This window comes from Burkholderia sp. 9777_1386 (assembly GCF_015712265.1).
Classification (GTDB): Bacteria; Pseudomonadota; Gammaproteobacteria; order Burkholderiales; family Burkholderiaceae; genus Burkholderia; species Burkholderia cenocepacia.
In genome coordinates, this window is the sequence record NZ_JACCQB010000002.1 from 203781 (window position 1) to 225247 (window position 21467).

A 21467-nucleotide genomic window follows, 5' to 3' on the forward strand; every position below is an offset into this window, starting at 1 on the left:
TCGCGATCGCCCGGGACAGGTAACCTGCCGCGCTCAACGCGCGGCAGGCTTCTTCACGCGCGCCGTGCGTTTCGCCGCGGGCGGTGCCGCCCCCGGCTTCGCCGCGCGCTTCGCGACGGCACCCTGCCCGCGCTTCGCAACGGCTTCCGAATCGGCGGCACCCGCATCGCGCTGCGCATGCCACTGCTCGAGCAGCACGCGGGTCTGGTCGGCAATCGTTTCGGTCACCAGCGCCGCGCGTTCGCCCTCGAACGCGTCCCATTCGAGCAACTGCAGCGCCGAACGCTGCGCGATGTGGAACACCGTAATCTGCCCGAACAGGCTCAGCGCGCGCAACCGCGTGACGGGATCGTCGGCCGGCCGGCCGGTGATGCGGCCGATCAGCTCGGCGCTCACGTCGTTGAGCGGCTTGCGCATGCGCGTCATCAGGATCTCGCTTGCGCTCGCCGGTTCCTGGCCGCCCTGCTCGCGCGCGAAGAACATCCGCTGGTTCATCGTCTTCGGCGCGGTGAACATCCGGTCCGACAGCGCGCGCAGCAGCCCGATGAACGCATCGATCAGTTCGTCGACGCTCGCGTGGGCCTCGAGCATCGCCCGCGCATGGCCGACCGCCGGCGCGAACACCGCCCAGCCGTGCTCCGCGATCGTCTCGACGCACGCGCGGTACACGCCTTCCTTGTTCTCGAAGTAGTACTGGAGCGCCGGCGCGTTCACGCCCGCCATCGCGGCGATCTCGCGCGTCGACGCGCCCGCGAACCCACGTTCGCCGAACAGTTCGATCGCCGCCTCGATGATCCGCTGGCGCGTCTCGTCGCCGCGCGCGTAGCCGCCCGCCGACGTGCGGCGCAGCTTCTTCGCTTCGTTCATGCCTTCCTCGTCATTCGATCGATCGACATTCTACTTGACACAATTTTACCAACTGGAATAATTCTTCCACTCGGAATAAATTGGATCCCGCATGTCGACGCCACAAGACCCGCCACAGAAAGCAGATCGTCAGGAAAACGGAACAATGCCGCGCAACCGGAACGGCGGAACGAAACGGCGCGTCCTGCTCGCGGTCGCCGTGCTCGCGGCCATCGGCGGCGCGGTGTGGCTCGGCCGCTGGTGGACGGTCGGACGTTTCATCGAAAGCACCAACGACGCGTATCTGCAGGCGGACAGCATGACCGCCGCACCGAAGGTGGCCGGCTACGTGACCGACGTCTATGTGCGCGACAACCAGCCCGTGAAGGCCGGCGATCCGCTCGTGCGGCTCGACGTCCGCCAGTACCAGGTGGCGCTCGCGCAGGCGCTGGCGACCGTCGACGCCCGTCGCGCCGATATCGCGCGCGCCGAAGCCGACATCAGCCAGCAGCACGCGAACCTCGAGCAGGCCGACGCGCAGGCGAAGGTGTCGCGCATCAACGCGCAGCACGCGAGCGACGAGTACACGCGCTACGCACCCCTCGCGGCGACGGGCGCCGAAACGCATGAACGCGTGGCCGACCTGAAGAGCACGCGCGATCAGGCGGCGGCGACGCTCGCCGCGAACAACGCGTCGATCGCCGCCGCCCGCACGCAGATCGCGTCGTTCACCGCGCAGCTCCAGCAGGCACGCGCGCAGCTCGAGGCTGCGCAGGCCAGCGCCGCACAGGCGCAACTCGACCTCGACAACACGATCGTGCGCAGCACGCTCGCGGGCCGCGTCGGCGATCGCACGGTGCGCGTCGGGCAATACGTGCAGCCCGGCACGCGCCTGCTGACCGTCGTGCCGGTCGACTCGATCTATCTCGTCGCGAACTTCAAGGAAACGCAGATCGGCAACATGCGCATCGGCCAACCCGTCGAGCTGCATGTCGATGCGCTGCCGGACGGCCCGCTGTCCGGCGTCGTCGACAGCTTCGCGCCCGGCACCGGTGCGCAGTTCGCGCTGCTGCCGCCCGAGAACGCGACCGGCAACTTCACGAAGATCGTCCAGCGCGTGCCGGTGCGCATCCGTCTCGCCGCGAACGCCCGCGCGCAGCGCATGCTGTTGCCCGGGCTGTCGGTGACGGTCGACGTCGATACGCGCTCCGCCCGCGACGAGCAGCATCATGGCTGATACGCCCGCCACGATGCCCGCGCCGCCGCACGAAGGCCGCGCGAGCGTGACCGACTGGATCGCGGTCGCGGCCGGCGCGCTCGGCGCGCTGATGGCGACGCTCGACATCTCGATCACGAACTCCGCGCTGCCGCAGATCCAGGGCGAAATCGGCGCGACCGGCACCGAAGGCACGTGGATCTCGACCGGCTACCTGATGTCGGAAATCGTGATGATCCCGCTCGCCGCCTGGCTCACGCGCGTGTTCGGGTTGCGCAATTTCCTGCTGACGAACTCCGCGCTGTTCATCGCGTTCTCGATGATGTGCGGCTGGTCGCACTCGCTGCCGATGATGATCGCCGGCCGGATCGGCCAGGGCTTCACGGGCGGCGCGCTGATCCCGACCGCGCAGACCATCATCCGCACGCGCCTGCCGCTGTCGCAGTTGCCGGTCGGGATGACGCTGTTCGGCCTGATCGTGCTGCTCGGGCCGCTGTTCGGCCCGGTGCTGGGCGGCTGGCTCGCGGAAAACGTGAACTGGAGCTGGTGCTTCTTCCTGAACCTGCCCGTGTGCCTGCTGCTGATGGCGCTGCTGGTGTTCGGGCTGCCGTCGGACCGGCCGCACTGGAGTGCGTTCTTCAACGCGGACTGGCTCGGCATCTTCGGTCTCGCGATCGGCCTCAGCTCGCTGACCGTCGTGCTCGAGGAAGGCCAGCGCGAACGCTGGTTCGAATCGCAGATGATCGTCACGCTGAGCATCGTGTCGTTCGTCGGGATGGTCCTGATCGCGCTGTCGCAACGCTTCGCGAAGCGGCCGATCATGCGGCTGTCGTTGATGCGCAACCCGCGCTACGCGAGCGTGATCGTGATCGTATCCGCGGTCGGCGCCGGGCTGTACGGCGTGTCCTACCTGCTGCCGCAGTTCCTCGCAATCGTCGCCGGCTACAACGCGGAACAGGCCGGCGCGATCATGCTGCTGTCGGGGCTGCCGGCCTTTCTCGTGATGCCGATCCTGCCGCGCCTGCTCGGCAAGGTGGATTTCCGCCTCCTCGTGATCACGGGGCTGCTGCTGTTCTGCCTGAGCTGCATGCTCGACATCAGCCTGACCGCGCAGAGCGTGGGCCATGATTTCGTGTGGTCGCAGCTGATTCGCGGTCTCGCGCAGATGCTCGCGATGATGCCGCTCAACCAGGCGTCGATGGCGGCCGTCGCGCGCGAAGACTCGGGCGATGCGGCCGGGCTCTACAACATGGCGCGCAACCTCGGCGGCTCGATCGGGCTCGCGATCATCGGCACCGTGATCGACCGGCGCACGACCTTCCATACGGCCGCGCTGCGCGAATCGGTGAGCGCGAACTCGCTGATCGGGCAGGATCGACTGTCGGCCTATACGGCCAACTGGTTCGCGCACACCGGCGATCTCGCGTATTCGAACCTGCGCGCGCTCGGCCAGTTGGCGCAGCAGATCCAGATCCAGGCCATCGTGATGACCTACTCCGAAACCTTCTACCTGCTGGGCCTCGCGCTGCTCGCCTGCGTGCCGCTCGCGCTGCTGCTGAGAACGCCGCGCGGGCCGCAACCGATGTCGTCCGGCCATTGACCCGTCATACGCGATGAAACCCCTCTCCCTGCCCCGCCGCCCCGCGCTCACCCTGTGCGCGGCCGCATGCCTGCTCGCCGGCTGCACGGTCGGCCCCGACTACCGCGGCGCGCCCGCCGCGCCGGATGCGCCGACCTTCGTGCGTGCGCCGGCCACCGGCGTCGACACCGCCGCGCCCGCACCGAGCGCGTGGTGGCACGCGCTGAACGATCGCCAGCTCGACGAGCTGATCATCGCCGCACTCGTGTACAACCCCGATCTGCACGCGGCGCAGGCCCGCTTGCGCGCGGCCCGCGCGCAGCTCTCGCAACAGCGCGCCGCGCAGATGCCGAAATCGTCGGCCACCGTCGCGGCCATCCGCATGCGGGAACCGGACGTCGGCGCGGCCGGCTCGCTGCTGCCGTCGAACGGCTCGGGCCAGTCGGGTGGCGCGTCGCCGTCGCTCGGCGGCTCGGGGCCGCTGCAACTCTATTCGGCAGGCTTCGACGCGACCTGGGAAATCGACCTGTTCGGCGGCACGCGCCGCGCGGTCGAAGCCGCGTCCGCCCAGGCCGAAGCGGTCGATGCCGATCTCGCCGACACGCAGGTGTCGATCGCGGCCGAAGTCGCGAATGCGTATGTCGACCTGCGCGACCAGCAGCAACGGCTGGCGTTGTCGCGACGCACCGCGCAATTGCAGCAGCAGATGCTCGACCTCACGCAGCAGCGCCGCGCACGCGGCGTCGCGGCCGATACGGACATCGAGCGCCTGACGACGCAGGTCGAGAACACGCGCGCGTCGCTGATCCCGCTCGATGCGCAGGTCACCGAGTCGCTCGACCGGCTCGCGATCCTGACGGGCCGCGCGCCGGGCGCGCTCGATGCGGCGCTGTCGACCCCGGACGCGGCCTTGCCGACGCTGCCCGCCAGCGTTGCGATCGGCGATCCGGCCACGCTGCTGAAACAGCGCCCCGATATTCGCGCGGCCGAGCGCCGGCTCGCGTCGAGCAATGCGCAGATCGGCGAGCATGTCGCCGACTATTTCCCGAAGGTGACGTTGCTCGGCGATCTCGGTTTCAGCGCGACCGACCCCGGCCACCTGTTCCGCAAGCAGAATTTCACGTGGGTCGGCGCGCCGTACCTGCAATGGAACATTCTCGACTTCGGACGCACGCGCGGCGCGGTGCGCGCGGCCGAAGCGTCGCGCGACGAAGCGGAAGCGAACTATCAGAAGGCCGTGCTCGGTGCATTGCAGGATGCCAACACCGCGTTGCAGCGTTACGGGCATCAGCGCGAGCACGTCGTCGCGTTGACGAAGGTGCAAACGTCGGCCGTGCATTCGCGCACGCTGATGGACCAGCGCTATCGCGCGGGCGTCGCGTCGATGATCGACCTGCTCGACACGCAACGGGAAGCGTTGTCCGCGCAGCAGAACGTGATCGCCGGGCAAGCCGAACTGATCAAGAATTACGTGTCGGTGCAGAAGAGCCTCGGGCTCGGATGGCAGGCAAGCGCCGGTTGACGGCGCCGACTCAAATCATGCACGACCGATGCATCATGCTCGTCGAAACAATTCCGCAACAACTCATTGCGCGCGCAACAATACTGCTTCGCTTCCCGCGCAACGAACGGTTCGCGCCGCCTCGACGCCGCGACTATCGAAAACATATCGAATATCAATTAGCCAATCGTCTGACGATCTCTTCTAATTCAGTCGGCTTCCCCACCACCGATCGGATTCAAGGAGTTCCATCGTCATGTCCTCATCTTCCCCTCGCGTGCTACGGCACGCAGTCGCCGCAATCTGCGTGGCACTCTCCGCTTCGCCGTACGCCGCCGAACTCACGCGCGACACCGGCGCGCCCGTCGGCGACAACCAGAATTCGCAGACGGCCGGCCCCGCCGGCCCGGTGCTGCTGCAAGACTCCGCGCTCATCGAGAAGCTGCAGCGCTTCGATCGCGAGCGCATTCCGGAGCGCGTCGTGCATGCGCGCGGCACCGGTGCATTCGGCGAGTTCGTGCCGAGCGCCGACATCTCCGACCTGACGAAAGCGAAAGTCTTCACGCCGGGCACCCGCACGCCGGTGTTCGTGCGCTTCTCCACCGTGATGGGCTATCGCGGCTCGCCCGAACAGGCGCGCGACCCGCGCGGCTTCGCGGTGAAGTTCTATACGCAACAGGGCAACTGGGACATGGTCGGCATCAACTGGCCGGTGTTCTTCATTCGCGACGGCATCAAGTTCCCCGACTTCGTGCACGCGAACAAACCGAGCGCCGTGACCGGCGTGCAGGACCCGAACCTCGCGTTCGACTTCTTCGCGCACACGCCCGAAGCGACCCACATGCTGACGAGGCTGTACACGGACGAGGGCATGCCCGATTCGTATCGCCACATGGACGGCTTCGCGGTGCATGCGTTCAAGTTCGTCAATGCGCAAGGCGACGTGCATTACGTGAAGTTCCACTGGAAGAGCCGGCAAGGGGTGCACGGCCTGCGTCCGCAAGAGATCGCCGCATCGATCGGCCGCGACTGGAACATGATGACGAACGACCTGTACGGCGCGCTGAAACAGGGCGATTTCCCGAAGTGGGACCTGTACGTGCAGGTGCTCACGCCGAAGGACCTGAGCCGCTTCGACTTCGACGCGCTCGACGATACGAAGGTCTGGACCGGCGTGCCTGAACGCAAGATCGGCACGATGACGCTCGATCGCGTGCCCGACAACTACTTCCAGTCGACCGAGGAATCGGCGTTCGCGCCGTCGCGGCTCGTGCCGGGGATCGAGCCGTCCGAGGACCGGATGCTGCAGGACCGCCTGTTCGCATACGCCGACACGCAGATGTACCGGCTCGGCGCGAACTACATGGATCTGCCGATCAATCGCCCCGTCGTGCCGGTGGTCAACAACAACCAGGACGGCAAGATGAATGCCGGCGACCGCAAGGGCGAGGTGAACTACGAACCGTCGACGCTGAACGAACTCGCGCAGGACCCGCAGTACAAATCGGTCCGCATGGCGCTCGACGGCACGACGCAGCAGGAAGCGATCCGCAAGAAGCTGCCGTTCCGTCAGGCGGGCGAGTACTACCGCAGCCTGTCGCAGCAGGACAAGGACGACCTCGTCACCGCGCTGTCCGGCGACCTCGGCCAGGTGAAGAACGCGCAGAACCAGTACGCGATGCTGTCGTACTTCTACAAGGCCGACGCCGATTACGGTACGCGTCTCGCGCAGGCCGTTCACGCGAACGTCCAGCAAGTGCAGTCGCTCGCGGCGAAGCTGAGCGACAACTGATCCTCGCGGCTCGGGCCGTTGCCGACGTGCGCGCTCGCGCCGCGCACGTCGGCCCGGCCACTTCATCAGGACACCCTCATGCGATTCGAACGCTTCCCCCACGCGATCCGCGCGGCCGCGGCGGCGCTCGCGCTGGCCGCGCTCGCCGGCTGCGCGCACCTGCCCGACCGGCCAACCTACGGCAAGGCCGACCCTGCCGCGCTACGCCGCTATGACGACGACTGGTTCGACGCCGCGCGCGTCGGCCGCGTCGACATCCTGCGCGCGTTGCACGACGCCGGCTATCCGGTCGACGCCACCGACGGCCACGGCTATACGGCCGTGATCCTCGCGGCATACGACGGCCAGCCCGCGGCGCTCGACTACCTTTTATCGGCCGGCGCCAATGCGTGCACGGGCGATCGTCACGGCAATACGGCGCTGATGGGCGCCCTCTTCAAGAATGAACCCGACATCGCGCGGCGCCTGATCGACACGCACTGCCCGATCGACCAGACGAACGGCGCCGGCGAAACCGCACTGGGGTTCGCGACGCTGTTCAACCGCTTCGAGCTGATTCCGCTGCTCGTCGCGCATGGCGCGAATCCGAACCATGTCGACCGGCGCGGCCAGTCGTTGCTTCAACTCGCGCTGACGCACGACAACGCGTATGCCGTGGACGCACTGCGGGAGGCGGGCGCCAAACGGTAGCGCGACTACGAATCAACCGTCTGAACAATGCGGATGCACCGTGCTATCGTGCCGTGGGTTTCATCGCACGGAGACAGGAAAATGCTGAATCGCTTCGCCATTGTTCTGGTTGCCGCCGGCGTGGCAACCAGTCTCGCGGCAACCGCCGCGAGCCCCCAACCGGACAGCGCCAATTCGTATCGCCAGTTGCGCACGCGGCTCTTTGCCGGCGTGACGGTCACCGCGATCTTTTCGCCGAACCAGTGCCAGAACGCGCAGCAGGCAGGCACCCAGGCAGCGGCGCCCACCGTGTCGGGCGGCTTCGCGATACGCGACTTCATGGAAGTCGGCGGCAATACGCTCGCGTTCGCCAACCAGCACCTCACCGTCCAGCCAAGCGGCGCGACCGTCCTCGAACTGATCCAGTACCGCGTGATGCAGGATGAAAGCGCGACGGTGACGGTCCGCTCGCTGTCGCCGACCACGTACCAGCCGGTCGCGCCCGCGCAGGTTTTCCAGTGCACGCTCGGCGACGGTCTTCGTTTCGCCTACGCGTGGCGAGATCGCGACTGACGCAAGGACTTCGTAGTGGACGCCGGCATCCGCGCCGAAACATCAGGACGACTACGAAATTGGGTTGACGTACGGAACAGGCAAACCGTCCCGTGCGTCGCTCGTGCAGGGCTCGGATTCAGAAAAACTCGTCGAGCAGACGATAGAAAGCGATCCGCTCCGGATCGGGACGTTCGATCCCGTACCGCACGAAGAAAGGCGCGACCCATTCGCTGCCCAGGTCCGCTTCGATATCGCGCGATGCCAGCGCCAGATCCTGATAGCGATCGGCCACGCCCAGGCGCCCGCAATCGATGAAGCCGGAGAAGCGGCCGTCGTCGACCATGAAGTTCGGCAGACACGCGTCGCCGTGCGTGACGACCCCGTCCTCGATCGCCGGCCGTTGCGCCAGTAACCTCGCGAACATCGTGTCGAGCGGCACGCCCGTATTCGCATCATCGAGGTTGTCCTCGTCGACGAGCCCTGCGTCGATCCGTGCCTGGGCGCGCGCGATTCGACGCGCCGCGCCGTGATCGAACGGGCATGTGGCCGGATCGAGCCGATGCAGCGCACGCAGCGCGTCGGCGACGATCGTCACTTTCGTCCGGCGCAAGTGACGCGACGGCGAGGTTGTCGCCGCGCACCGCGCTCAGCAGCAGCCACTCGCGCCCCGCCGCCGACGCGACGTCGAGCACCCGCGCACCCGGCACGCCCGTCGTCGCCAGCCAGCGCAGCCGCACCGCCTCGTCCGGCAATTCGCCGAGCGGCCCCGCCGGCTCGGTTTTGACGAACCGGCGCGAGCCGTCGCGCGCATCGAGCCGGAACACCGCGGCATCCGACTGGCCGTCCGTCTGTCGCGTCCATCGGCAGCCGGCCAGCGTGGCCTGCCACGTCGTAGGCATGTCGTTGATGAGCGGGTCGTTATCGGTCACGGCGAACTCGATCCTCGTTGACGGGGCCGGCACGCAATGTGCCGGCAACACCGCGCGCATGATACAGCGCCGCCCAATTCATCAGACCATCCCCCCCCTCGCCGACGTCCGCATTTCGTCTCCTTTCGCCGGCTCCATCGAATCTCCATCTTTCCGCATCAAAGACGCCAACTAATCCACGCACACTCCGCCCCGTCAAAGCAGGCAGTGGGCTGCCTGCGCTTCCTGGAGTCGCTATGAAGAACCAAAAACGATGCTGCTACGGCGCCGTATGCGCGCTGGTGGCGGCAATGCTGGCGGGTTGCGGGCCGTCCGAACAGCCGGCCGCCGCGCCGGCCACCCCGGTGGCGGCCATGACCGTGGCCGCCACGCGCGTCGACGTGACGGAGGACCTGCCGGGCCGCGTCGCGGCCGTGCGGGTCGCCGAGATCCGGCCGCAGGTGAGCGGCATCGTGCAACGCCGGCTGTTCGAACAAGGCACCGAAGTGCGCGTGGGCCAGCCGCTGTTCCAGATCAATCCGGCGCCGTTCAAGGCCGAGATGGACACGGCCGCCGCGTCGCTGCAGCGCGCGCAGGCGGCGCTCGAACGCGCGAAGGTGCAGACCGCGCGCTTCAAGCCGCTCGTCGAGGCCGATGCGATCAGCCGCCAGGTGTACGACGACGCCGTCTCGCAACGCGACCAGGCCGCGGCCGACGTCGCGCAGGCCCGCGCGACGCTCGCGCGCCGCCAGCTCGACCTGAAGTTCGCGACGGTGGAAGCGCCGATCGCCGGCCGCATCGACCAGGCGCTCGTGACCGAAGGCGCGCTGGTATCGAGCAGCGACAGCCAGCCGATGGCGCGCATCCAACAGATCGACCAGGTCTACGTGGACGTGCGTCAACCGGCCGCGTCGCTCGACGCGCTGCGCGGCGCGCTTGCCGCTCAACCGCAAGCGTCGGACAGCAACGGCCTGCCGGTCGACGTGCTGCGCGACGACGACACGCGCTACGACGTCAAGGGCCGCATGCTGTTCTCCGGCGTCAACGTCGATCCGGGCACCGGGGACGTGCTGCTGCGCGTGCTGGTCGACAACCCGAAACGCCAGCTGCTGCCGGGCATGTACGTGCGTGCCCGCATTCCGCGCGCGCACTACGCCAACGCCGTGATGGTGCCGCAACAGGCGATCGTGCGCGCCGGCGGCAAGCCGCAGGTGTGGGTGCTCGACGCAAAGGGTATGGCTCACCTGAAGGCGGTCGAGGTCGGCGAACTGACGAACCGCAGCTATCGCATCAAGTCGGGCCTGCAGGCCGGCCAGAAGATCGTCGTCGAAGGCATGGAACGCCTGACCGACGGCGCGCCGGCCGCCGCAACCGACTGGAAGTCGCCTGACGCGGCCGCCATCGCGTCCGCGCACTGAGTCACGAGGAGCCTCCAGTCATGGCTGAATTCTTTATCCGCCGCCCGGTGTTTGCGTGGGTGATCGCGCTCTTCATCATCCTGACCGGGCTGATCGCGATCCCGCAACTGCCGGTCGCGCGCTACCCGTCGGTCGCGCCGCCGTCCGTCACGATCACCGCGAACTACCCGGGCGCCACGCCGCAGACGATGAACGACGGCGTGCTGAGCCTCATCGAGCGCGAATTGTCCGGCGTCAAGAACCTGCTGTACTTCGAATCGTCGGCCGACACGTCCGGCAGCGCGCAGATCACCGTCACGTTCAAGCCGGGCACCAATCCGGAGATGGCGCAGGTCGACGTGCAGAACAAGATCAAGTCGGTCGAGCCGCGCCTGCCCGCCGCCGTGCGCCAGAACGGGCTGATCGTCGAATCCGCGTCGTCCGGCTTCCTGATGATCGTCAGCCTGCGCTCCGACAACGGCCGCTTCGACGAAGGCGCGCTCGCCGACTACATGGCGCGCAGCGTGTCCGAGGAACTGCGGCGCATCGACGGCGTCGGCCGTGTGCTGCAGTTCGGCTCCGAACGCGCGATGCGCATCTGGGTCGATCCGCAGAAGCTGATCAATTTCGGCCTGTCGATGAGCGATCTGACGACCGCGATCGGCCAGCAGAACGTGCAGATCGCACCGGGCAGCCTCGGTGCGCTGCCCGCGCTGCCGGGCCAGCGCGTGACCGTGCCGCTCACCGCGCAAGGTCAGCTCGCGACGTCGGAAGAATTCGCGAAGGTCGTGCTGCGCGCGAACGCGGACGGCTCGAAGGTCGTGCTCGGCGACGTCGCCCGCGTCGAACTCGGCTCGCAAAACTACACGTTCGTGAGCCGCGAGAACAACAAGCCGGCCACTCTCGCCGGCGTGCAGCTCGCGCCGGGCGCCAACGCGGTGAAGACGGCGGACGCGATCCGCGCGCGCATGGCCGAACTGAGCAAGTCGATGCCGTCGGGCATGAGCTACTCGATCCCGCTCGACACGTCGCCGTTCGTGAAGATCTCGATCGAGAAAGTGCTGCACACGCTGCTCGAAGCGATGGTGCTCGTGTTCCTCGTGATGTACCTGTTCCTGCAGAACGTGCGCTATACGCTGATCCCGGCCATCGTCGCGCCGGTCGCGATGCTCGGCACGTTCACGGTGATGCTGCTGACCGGCTTCTCGATCAACGTGCTGACGATGTTCGGCATGGTGCTTGCGATCGGCATCATCGTCGACGATGCGATCGTCGTCGTCGAGAACGTCGAACGCCTGATGGCCGAGGAAGGACTGTCGCCGAAGGACGCGACGTCGAAGGCGATGAAGGAGATCACCGGCGCGATCGTCGGCGTCACGCTGGTGCTGACCGCGGTGTTCCTGCCGATGGCGATGGCGAGCGGCTCGGTCGGCGTGATCTACAAGCAGTTCACGCTGTCGATGGCCGTGTCGATCCTGTTCTCCGCGCTGCTGGCGCTGACGCTCACGCCGGCCCTGTGCGCGACGATGCTCAAGCCGCTCGCACCGGGCCATCACGAGAAGCGCGGCTTCTTCGGCTGGTTCAACCGCCGCTTCGACCGCCTGACGAAATGGTACGAGACGCGCGTCGGCCGCCTGGTCGGCCGCACGGGCCGCGTGATGCTGGTGTTCGTCGCGATTTCGGGCGCACTGGTGCTCGGTTTCCGCAGCCTGCCGTCGTCGTTCCTGCCGGACGAAGACCAGGGCTACTTCATCACCAGCTTTCTGCTGCCCGCGGACGCTACCGCCGAGCGTACGCACGACGTGGTCAAAACGCTGGAGAAGCATCTTGCTTCACGTCCGGCAATCCAGTCGAGCATTTCCGTGATCGGCTACGGCTTCTCGGGCCAGGGTCCGAACGCGGCGATCAACTGGTCCGTGATGAAGGACTGGAAGAACCGCGGCGGCGCATCGACCCTCGAGGAAGGCATGCTCGCGCAGCAAGCGATGGCCGGCGTGACCGAAGGCACGGTGATGAGCCTGCTGCCGCCGGCCATCGACGAACTCGGCAACAGCTCGGGCTTCTCGATGCGCCTGGAAGACCGCGCCAACCAGGGCACGGCGGCGCTCAAGGCGGCCGAAGCGAAGCTGCTCGAACTCGCCGCGCAAAGCAAGGTCGTGACCGGCGTGTACCCCGACAGTCTGCCGGCCGGCACGAGCATTCGCCTCGAGATCGACCGCGCGAAGGCGCAGGCGCTCGGCGTGTCGTTCACGACGCTCAGCGACACGCTGTCGACCGCGATGGGATCGACCTACGTGAACGACTTCCCGAACGCGGGCCGCATGCAGCAGGTGATCATCCAGGCCGACGCGCCGGCACGCATGCAGATCGACAACGTGATGAAGCTGTACGTGCGCAACGCGGCCGGCGGCATGGTGCCGCTGTCCGAGGTGGTGCGCCCCGTGTGGACCGACACGCCGCTGCAGATGGTGCGCTTCAAGGGCTATCCGTCCGCGCGCATTTCCGGCAACGCGGCGCCCGGCCAGTCGAGCGGCGCGGCGATGGCCGAGATGGAACGGCTCGCCGCGCAACTGCCGCCGGGCTTCGCGGTCGAGTGGACCGGCCAGTCGCTGCAGGAACGCCAGTCGGCGTCGCAGGCGCCGATGCTGATGGTGCTGTCGATGATCGTCGTGTTCCTGGTGCTCGCCGCGCTGTACGAAAGCTGGTCGATCCCGCTGTCGGTGATGCTGGTGGTGCCGCTCGGCCTGATCGGCGCGATCGGTGCGGTGCTGCTGCGCGGGATGCCGAACGACGTGTTCTTCAAGGTCGGGATGATCACCGTGATCGGCCTGTCCGCGAAGAACGCGATCCTGATCGTCGAGTTCGCGAAGCAGTTGCGCGAGGAAGGCAGGGGGTTGATCGAAGCGGCCGTGCAGGCGTCGAAGCTGCGCCTGCGCCCGATCCTGATGACCTCGCTCGCGTTCGGCCTCGGCGTCGTGCCGCTGATGATCGCGACCGGCGCCAGCGCCGAGACGCAGCACGCGATCGGCACCGGCGTGTTCGGCGGCATGGTGACCGCCACGGTGCTGGCCATTTTCTTCGTCCCTGTTTTCTTTGTGTTCGTGATGAGTATCCAGGAGCGCATCGGCGCATGGCGGGCGTCCCGCACGCAGCCGGCCACCCCGACTCACGGACAGGAAGGTTGATGCCATGCGATTGCTTGTTCTTCCCCTCGTCCTCGCACTGTCGGCCTGCTCGCTCGCGCCGACGCTGGTCAAACCGTCGATGCCGGTGCCGACGGCCTACACGGCCGCCGCTGCCGCCGATCTCGACGCGAACGCCGCCGACCTCGGCTGGCGCACGATGTTCGGCGACCGCCGCCTGCAACGCCTGATCGAGCTCGCGCTCGAGAACAACCGCGACCTGCGCGTGGCGGCGCTGAACGTGGAAGCCGCCGAAGCGCAGTACGGCATCCAGCGTTCCGCGCGCCTGCCGTCGATCGGCGCCGGCGCGAACTTCACGCGCCAGCGTACGTCGGACGACACGCAGTCGAATCCGCCGCTGTTCGGCGCAACGCAGAACCAGTACGGCGTCAACGTCGGCATCAGCGCGTTCGAGATCGACCTGTTCGGCCGCGTGAAATCGCAGTCGGATGCCGCGTTCGCGCGCTACGTCGCGACCGACCACGGCCGCCGCGCGGTGCAGATCTCGCTCGTCGGCGGCGTGGCGGATGCGTACTTCGCCGAGCGCCTCGCGCACGAGCAACGCCAGTTGTCCGAGCGCACGCTCGCCGACTGGCGGCAGTCGCTCGATCTCGCGCGCCGCCTGAAGGAAGCGCACCAGGCGAGCGGTGTCGACATCGCGCAGGCCGAAGGCCAGGTCGCGAGCGCGACGGCCGATCTCGAAGCGCGCACGCGCGCCGTCGAGCAGGCACGCAATGCCCTGCGCCTGCTGGTCGGCACCGAGCTGCCGAAGGATCTGCCCGAGCCGCTGCCGCTCCAGCAGCAACCGGTGATGACGCAACTGCCGGCCGGCCTGCCGTCCGAGCTGCTGTTCCGTCGGCCGGATATCCGGCAGGCCGAACAGAACCTCGTCGCCGCGAATGCGGACATCGGCGCCGCGCGCGCCGCATTCTTCCCGCGCCTGTCGCTGACGTCGTCGATCGGCTTCCTCAGCCCCGCGATGGGCAGTCTGTTCGACGGCGGCCAGCGCGTATGGAGCTTCGCGCCGCAGGTCACGGTGCCGATCTTCCAGGGCGGCCGGCTGCGCGCCGAGCTGCGCCTCGCGGAAGTGCGCAAGTCCAGCGCGATCGCCGAATACGAACGCGCGATCCAGGCCGCGTTCCGCGAAGTGGCCGACGGCATCGCCGGGCGCGAAACCTTCGGCCGCCAGATCGACGCGCAAACGCGCATGGTCGGCTCGGCCGAACGCCGCACCGACCTGTCGAACCTGCGTTATCGCGCGGGCGTCGAGGGACGGCTGGAGTTGCTCGATTCGCAGCGGCAGCTCTATGCGGCACGACAGGCGCTGCTGGACCTGCGCCGCAGCGAGCTCGGCAATGCCGTCGCGCTGTACAAGGCGCTCGGCGGCGGCCTGACGGACAAGGACGTCGCACCGTCGCAGCGCGTGGTGCGGAACTGAGCGAACGGCGCCGTTCCGTCCCGCGCGGCACCGTGACGGAACGGCGTGATCCGGCCCGGCGACGGGCCGCCCCGATGGTTCGACATCGCACGGCACACTCCATGACGAATTCCCTGATACTGATTGCAGAAGACGAGCCCGACATCTCGGACATTCTCGATGCCTACCTGAAGCACGACGGCTTTCGCACCTATCGCGTCGCCGACGGGCAAGCGGTGCTCGACATGCAACCGCACCTGAAACCCGACCTGATCCTGCTCGACGTGAAGATGCCGCGGAAGAACGGCTGGGACGTGCTCGCCGAGCTGCGACGGCGCGACAACACGCCCATCGTCGTCGTCACCGCGTTCGATCGCGATCTCGACCGGCTGCAGGCGCTGCACGCCGGCGCGGACGACTACATCGTCAAGCCGTTCAACCCGGCCGAGGTCGTCGCGCGATTGCGCGCGATCCTGCGCCGGTCGGCCGCGCCGCCGACCATGCGGATGCTGCGCGTCGGCGACCTCGAGATCGACACCGACAGCTATCTGGCCCGCGTGCGCACGGCCGGCACCGAGGTGCCGATCACGCTGACGCTGACGGAGTTCCGGCTGCTCGCGCACATGGCGAGATCGCCGAGCCGCGTGTTCACGCGCGGCGAATTGCTCGATGCGTGCATGGCCGACGTCAGTGCGCTGGAGCGCACGGTCGACAGCCACATCTGCAGGCTGCGCAAGAAGCTCGAACAGGCCGGCGCGCCGGGCATGCCCGAGGTGATGCGCGGCGTCGGCTACCGACTGCGGGGCGTGCAGTGACGCTGCCGGCAAGACCCGGCCGGCACATCGGGCGGGCGATCGGCACGGGCGCGCTCGTCGTCGTGCTGCTCGCCTGCACCGTCGCGTGCTTCGTGTACGCCGTGCCTACGCTGGCCGCGTTGCCGCACGACGCGACCGCCGGCGCGATGATCCGCAGTGCGTCCCCTTACCTGGTGCCGGCGACGGTGCTGTTCGTCTGCCTGCTGGCCGCGGCATTCGACCTGGTCAGGTCGATCCGCCGGATGCTCGCGACGCTCGACGCCATGGCGGATACCGCCGGCCGGATCGTCGCCGGCGATCCGTCGGCGCGCATCATTTCCCGCGACGGCTGCCCGGCCGACGTGGCTCGCTTCATCGAGCACTTCAATGCGATGACTCATGCAATGAAACGTACGAATCCATCCGATGCGACGGTCACCGTCGCCAGCAGCAGTCGCGTCACGCGCACCCGGCTCGCCGAACTCGAAACCCGGCTCGACGCCATCAGGACGCTCGCCACCGATGCGGATGCTGCGTCGCGCGACGCGCTGCTTCAGCATGTCGATGCGCTGTTCCGGTTCGTCGACGACCTTCAGTTAGCCGAACGAGAGGCTGCGGCCATTCGAGTATTTCCTCGATAACGGCCGGCCGTTTCGAAACACATCGGAAATGATCGGCGAGTCGTTTTCGGCATTACCTGCATCGCGGGTTTTGAACATTACAAAACACCGCCAATCTTTTCAAAATCATTTCGGTTTATTCGATTTAATTTAGTTTCATATAATCAAAAAAAGTTTGACATCGCGCTTTCGTTCTTGATACCGTCCGATGCAAGCAATCCGACGGATTGCCTGCCACGCAAACGATTCCGCTCCACGTTTTTTCGCTTCCGCTGCACCGAAGTACGCGCCGTCGAATGATTCGTTCGCACGCCGGCGCGTGCCGCATCCCGATGCATTTCACTGGACGGCTGCCACCGGCAGCGGGCCGAAGGATCGAATCAAATGAGCAGGACAACGAAGCTGTTGCTCTAGCAACCCCGCCCGCGCCGGATCCGGCGCGACTGCCCCGCCTCGCGGCGCAGCCTTTCCGTTACCGCGTTTTCCGTATTTCGCCCCCGGAGACAAACCGCTTTCCGGATCGGGCGAAAGGCCCTGTCGCGTCCGTGCCATCCGCCCGCATGCGGCAGAAAGCGGCGGTGCATGACCCGCACCGCTGTCGACCGTTGTTGTTGGTGCCGTTCGATGTTCAACCGGAGGGGTAATTCAAATGAATCAGGTTGCAAACAAGAAACACAAGCACATTCGCCTCGTCAAACTCGCATTCGCCGCCGCGGCAGCCGCTTCGTTCGGCATGGCGACCGCCCATGCCGCGCCCGCGGCCGGCTGGACGGAAACGCGTACCAAGGGCTTCCTGCCGCTCGTGCAGCAAAACGAAGCCGGTACGGCCGGCGCGCCCGCCGCCAGCACCGCCGCCGCTGCCATCGACATGGCACCGGGCGAATCGGTGGACATCGTGCTCGGGCTGAACCTGCGCAACGAAGCCCAGCTCGACCAGTACCTGCGCGACCTGCATACGCCGGGCTCGCCGCACTACCGGCAGTTCCTCACGCCCGCGCAATTCGCCGCGCAATATGCGCCGACCGACCAGCAGGTCGCCTCCGTCGTCGCCCATCTGCGCAAGGCAGGCTTCGTGAACATCGTGGTCGCGCCGAACCGGCTGCTGGTCTCCGCGTCCGGCACCGCGGCAACCGTCCAGTCCGCGTTCCGCACCACCCTCAAGCGCTTCACGCGCAACGGCCGCAGCGTCTATGCGAACACCGACGCCGCGCAAGTGCCGAACGCGATCGGCAACATCGTCGGCGCGGTGCTGGGCCTGCAGAACGTCGAGTTGATGCATACGGGCGCGGGCAGCAAGCCGCAAGGCAACACCAGCAACCTGACGATCCCCGCCGGCGCGTCGGCGGTGCCGCACAACCCGACCGAGTTCTCGTCGATCTACGGCGGCGACGGCACGCCGACGGCGTCGCAAACCACGGTCGGCATCATCTCCGAAGGCGACCTGTCGCAGACGGTGAGCGACCTCAATACGTTCGCCGCGAACAACGGCCTCGGCACGATCAGCAGCAGCATCGTGAAGACGGGCCCGTCCGGCAGCTCGTACACCGACACCGACGGCACCGTCGAATGGAACCTCGACAGCCAGTCGATCGTCGGCGCGGCCGGCGGCAGCGTGAAGCAGGTCGTGTTCTACACCGCGCCGTCGATGACGCTCACCGCGATCACGGCCGCGTACAACAAGGCCGTGACCGACAACGTCGCGAAGGTGATCAACGTGTCGCTCGGCGTGTGCGAATCGTCCGCGTACAGCACCGGCTCGCAGGCGACCGACGACACCATCTTCAAGCAGGCGGTCGCGCAAGGGCAGACCTTCTCCGTTTCCGCCGGCGACCACGGCGCGTACGAATGCGCGAGCGGCACGCCGTCGCGCTCGACCTACACGGTGAGCGAGCCGGCCACGTCGCCGTACGTGATCGCGGTAGGCGGCACGACGCTGTTCACCAACACGTCGACCAACGCGTACAACAGCGAAATCGTGTGGAACGACCCGAGCTGGCAGCCGGGCACCGTGTGGTCGACGGGCGGCGGATACAGCAAGTACGAAGCCGCGCCGACTTGGCAGTCGTCGACCCTCACCGGTTCGACCAAGCGCGCGCTGCCCGACGTCGGCTTCGACGCCGACCTGCGCACCGGTGCGATTCTCGTCGTGAACGGCCAGACGTCCGACACGCTGTGGGGGTCGGGCTACCTGAACAACGAAGGCGGCACGAGCCTCGCCGCACCGATCTTCACGGGCATCTGGGCGCGGCTGCAGTCGGCCAACAACAATGCGCTCGGGTTCCCCGCGTCGAGCATCTACAAGTACTTCCCGACCAACGCGGCGCTGCTGCACGACGTCACGTCCGGCAACAACGGCAGCGGCACTTACGGCTACAAGGCGAAGGCCGGCTGGGATGCGACGACGGGCTTCGGCAGCGTGAACATCTCGAAGCTGAACGCGTTCATCCAGAGCACGTCGGATTTCGCGCGTTGACGGGTCGTTGACCGAACCGGTTGCGTGAGCAGGCGCGCGACGTCTCTCACGCAACCGCGTCCGGCCACCCGCGAAGGCTGCGAAGCCGTCGCGGGTTTTCCGCATGCCGCGCCGTCTCGCCGCTCCGATGCAAGCCTCGCCGTGCCGCTCAATCGGCCCAGTTCCGGACGTAGTCCGGCACCGCCACGTTGCCGTCCGCATGGACCGGTGCGCCGCGTGTCGTCTTCAGCGGCAGGATCCCGGCCCAGACCGCCAGCCCGAGATCCTCGTCCTTGTCGGACGGCAGCGAATCGCTGATTTTCACGGCCGCTTCCGCCATCGAAATCCGCAGCACGCGGGTCGCGTCGAGTTCCTTCGAATTGCCCGGCCGCGCTTCATGCTTGCGGCCCGGCGCGATCTTGTCCATCAACGCATCCAGCGCGGCGCGTTTTTCCGCACTGCTGTCGATCACGTCGAACTGCCCGTAGATCACCGCGGATCGATAATTCATCGAATGGTTGAAGGCCGAGCGGGCCAGCACGAGGCCGTCCAGCAGCGTCATCGCGACACAAGCCTGCGCGCCGGCCGACAGTGCCTTGATCATCCGGCTGCCGTTGGAGCCGTGGATATAGAGCGCGTCGCCCCTTCTCCAGTGCGCGGTCGGGATGCAGTGCGTGTTCTGCCCGTCGCCGAACGCGATGTGACAGACGTACGCGTCGTCCACGATGTGGTGGAGCATCGTGCGATCGTGGCTCGCCAGTTCGGGCAGGCGACGAATGGTCGTACGCGAGGTGGAAGAGAGCGTGGTCTGGTCGTTCATATATCTGTACTGCGAAATTAATCGTATCGGCATCGTGCCGACTCCATGCCCGAGGCGCGATCGGGCCGCCCGTCGACAGTCGCCGGCCGAATCGAGCAAAATACGCGCGTACCGCAAGTCGCGCCGTCACTCAAAATCCGCGTGTACCGGCCTGCCCCGCGAGAACGTGAACGATACGATGCGCGCGGCGTCTTCGAAAGAACCAGCACAAGGAAAATTTCTGGAACCAGCCCATGGATCTCGCGCTGCTCATCTCGTCGCTTGCCGGACAGGACGGCGCGACCACGCATAGTCGGCAGGAAGCCCTCTACCGGAGCCTGCGCAGCATGCTGCTGGACGGACACCTGCCGCCCGGCACGCGGCTCGCGTCGACGCGCGTGCTCGCGGCCGAGCTGGGCGTCGCGCGCAATTCCGCGGTCTATGCGTACGAGCGCCTGGCCGAGGAAGGCTTCGTGGCCGCCACGCGCAACGGCACGATCACGCGATGGGACGGCCGCACCCACCCGAGCGCCGGCCATGAAGACGGCTCCGCACCGGTCCGCCTGTCGGCGCGCGTGCACGGGCTGGAAAATGCCGATCCCGAGCCCGAGCGCATGCTGCCGTTCGTTCCCGGCCTGCCGTCGCTCGACGAATTTCCGGTTGCCCAGTGGCGTCGTTGCATCGAGCGCGCATGGAAGACCATCACGCCGGCCCGGCTCGCGTACGGACCGGTCGAAGGGCTGCCCGAGCTTCGACGCGCGGTGGCCGCGTACATTCGCGTCTCGCGCGGCGTGCGCTGCGACACGGGCCAGGTATTCATCACCGACGGCACGCAGAGCAGCCTCGAATTGTGCGCGCGCATGCTCGCGAATCCCGGCGAAAACGGCTGGCTCGAGAACCCGTGCTACAACGGCGCGAGGACCGCGTTCCGCTCGACCGGCCTGAATCTCGTGCCGATCGAGGTCGATCGCGACGGCATGGCGCCGACCGACGAGCAGTGGCGCACTCGCCCGCCCCGGCTGATCTATGCGACGCCGTCGCACCAGTACCCGCTCGGCGCGCTGATGAGCCCCGGGCGGCGCACGGCGCTCGTCGAGCGCGCCCGCGCCTGCGGCGCGTGGATCATCGAGGACGACTACGACAGCGAATTCCGTCACGGCGGCCAGCCGCTGCCCGCGATCCAGGGCCTGCATGCCGACGCGCCGGTGTGCTATCTCGGCACGTTCAGCAAGACGATGTTTCCGGCCCTTCGGCTCGGCTTCATGGTGGTGCCGCCGGTGCTGGTCGACCGCTTCACGAGAACGCTGCGCGAACTGGTCCATCGCGGCCATTCGGCCGACCAGCTGGCGATGGCAGAATTCATCGATACCGGCCTCTTTGCGCGGCACCTGCGGAAGATGCGGGCGCGCTACGCGGACCGGCGCAGCCGCCTCGAAGCGGCACTCGCGCGCCATCTCGGCACGTCGCTGAGCGTGCGGGAAAGCCCGGGCGGCATGCATCTCTCCACGGATCTCGCCGCGCCGCTGCACGATACCGACGTCGCGCGGGCGGCAGCCGCGGAAGGCTTGCTGCTGCAACCGCTGAGCAGCTACTGCATCGGCGACGGCCGCCGCGGCGACGGCCGCCGGTACAACGGCTTCGTGCTCGGCTATTCAGGCCTGAGCGACGCGACGATCGAGACAGCGGCGATGCAGTTCGCGGCCGTCATCGACCGGCACCGCCGCGCGCGGCGCTGAATGT

The 21467-nt window shown here is 67.4% G+C and carries 15 protein-coding genes and 1 pseudogene; 13 read left to right on the forward strand and 3 right to left on the reverse strand.

Translation table 11 applies throughout. The annotated features are described in order from the left end of the window. Positions 1–33: 33 nt before the first annotated feature. The gene (locus H0X91_RS02965; RefSeq protein ID WP_077020954.1) at positions 34–867 is read right to left on the reverse strand and encodes a CerR family C-terminal domain-containing protein; all 834 of its coding nucleotides are present in this window, start codon (positions 865–867) and stop codon (positions 34–36) included. 91 nt (positions 868–958) lie between these two features. Between H0X91_RS02965 and H0X91_RS02970 the strand changes: the two genes are divergently transcribed. The 6 genes from H0X91_RS02970 to H0X91_RS02995 all read left to right on the forward strand — a co-directional run bounded on the left by H0X91_RS02970 (position 959) and on the right by H0X91_RS02995 (position 8176). After that, on the forward strand, positions 959–2083 hold the full coding sequence (locus H0X91_RS02970; RefSeq protein WP_034202622.1) for an HlyD family secretion protein: 1125 nt from the start codon (positions 959–961) through the stop codon (positions 2081–2083). Continuing rightward, complete coding sequence (locus tag H0X91_RS02975) at positions 2076–3662, forward strand: MDR family MFS transporter (protein WP_048985245.1); 1587 nt, start codon at positions 2076–2078, stop codon at positions 3660–3662. Before H0X91_RS02970 ends, H0X91_RS02975 begins: the two co-directional genes overlap by 8 nt. A 13-nt stretch (positions 3663–3675) precedes the next feature. Continuing rightward, positions 3676–5163, forward strand: coding sequence for an efflux transporter outer membrane subunit (locus tag H0X91_RS02980; protein WP_034202624.1), 1488 nt, complete (start codon positions 3676–3678; stop codon positions 5161–5163). A gap of 235 nt (positions 5164–5398) precedes the next feature. Next, positions 5399–6934, forward strand: coding sequence for a catalase (locus H0X91_RS02985; RefSeq protein ID WP_006495986.1), 1536 nt, complete (start codon positions 5399–5401; stop codon positions 6932–6934). A gap of 78 nt (positions 6935–7012) precedes the next feature. After that, complete coding sequence (locus H0X91_RS02990; protein WP_006483790.1) at positions 7013–7624, forward strand: ankyrin repeat domain-containing protein; 612 nt, start codon at positions 7013–7015, stop codon at positions 7622–7624. An 81-nt stretch (positions 7625–7705) separates the two neighbouring features. Further along, positions 7706–8176 (forward strand): VirK family protein, encoded by a 471-nt coding sequence (locus H0X91_RS02995; RefSeq protein WP_048985241.1) that lies wholly within the window; start codon positions 7706–7708, stop codon positions 8174–8176. A gap of 118 nt (positions 8177–8294) precedes the next feature. Here the strand turns inward: H0X91_RS02995 and H0X91_RS03000 are convergent. Continuing rightward, a pseudogene (locus H0X91_RS03000) lies at positions 8295–9147 on the reverse strand (APH(3') family aminoglycoside O-phosphotransferase). A 176-nt stretch (positions 9148–9323) separates the two neighbouring features. On the opposite strand from H0X91_RS03000, the gene H0X91_RS03005 reads away from it, so the two are divergent. From H0X91_RS03005 to H0X91_RS03030, 6 genes are all read left to right on the forward strand, one after another. Continuing rightward, entirely contained in the window at positions 9324–10484 is a 1161-nt protein-coding gene (locus tag H0X91_RS03005) for an efflux RND transporter periplasmic adaptor subunit (protein WP_058902884.1), read from the forward strand. Positions 10485–10504: 20 nt separating this feature from the next. Next, on the forward strand, positions 10505–13648 hold the full coding sequence (locus H0X91_RS03010; protein ID WP_060268321.1) for a multidrug efflux RND transporter permease subunit: 3144 nt from the start codon (positions 10505–10507) through the stop codon (positions 13646–13648). 4 nt (positions 13649–13652) lie between these two features. Continuing rightward, positions 13653–15083, forward strand: coding sequence for an efflux transporter outer membrane subunit (locus H0X91_RS03015; RefSeq protein WP_196432793.1), 1431 nt, complete (start codon positions 13653–13655; stop codon positions 15081–15083). A gap of 101 nt (positions 15084–15184) precedes the next feature. Then, the gene (locus tag H0X91_RS03020) at positions 15185–15877 is read left to right on the forward strand and encodes a response regulator (RefSeq protein WP_006489056.1); all 693 of its coding nucleotides are present in this window, start codon (positions 15185–15187) and stop codon (positions 15875–15877) included. After that, positions 15874–16497 (forward strand): hypothetical protein, encoded by a 624-nt coding sequence (locus tag H0X91_RS03025; protein ID WP_058902880.1) that lies wholly within the window; start codon positions 15874–15876, stop codon positions 16495–16497. Before H0X91_RS03020 ends, H0X91_RS03025 begins: the two co-directional genes overlap by 4 nt. A gap of 628 nt (positions 16498–17125) precedes the next feature. Next, a complete protein-coding gene (locus H0X91_RS03030) occupies positions 17126–18949 on the forward strand; it encodes a S53 family peptidase (RefSeq protein ID WP_196432794.1) in 1824 nt (607 codons plus the stop codon). Positions 18950–19097: 148 nt separating this feature from the next. On the opposite strand, the gene H0X91_RS03035 is transcribed toward H0X91_RS03030, so the two are convergent. After that, positions 19098–19748: a pyridoxamine 5'-phosphate oxidase family protein gene (locus H0X91_RS03035; protein ID WP_006489063.1), complete on the reverse strand. Its 651-nt coding sequence runs from the start codon at positions 19746–19748 to the stop codon at positions 19098–19100. A 233-nt stretch (positions 19749–19981) separates the two neighbouring features. Here H0X91_RS03035 and pdxR point away from each other — a divergent pair, with 233 nt between their 5' ends. Beyond that, a complete protein-coding gene (pdxR, locus tag H0X91_RS03040) occupies positions 19982–21463 on the forward strand; it encodes a MocR-like pyridoxine biosynthesis transcription factor PdxR (protein WP_196432795.1) in 1482 nt (493 codons plus the stop codon). Positions 21464–21467: the final 4 nt, after the last annotated feature.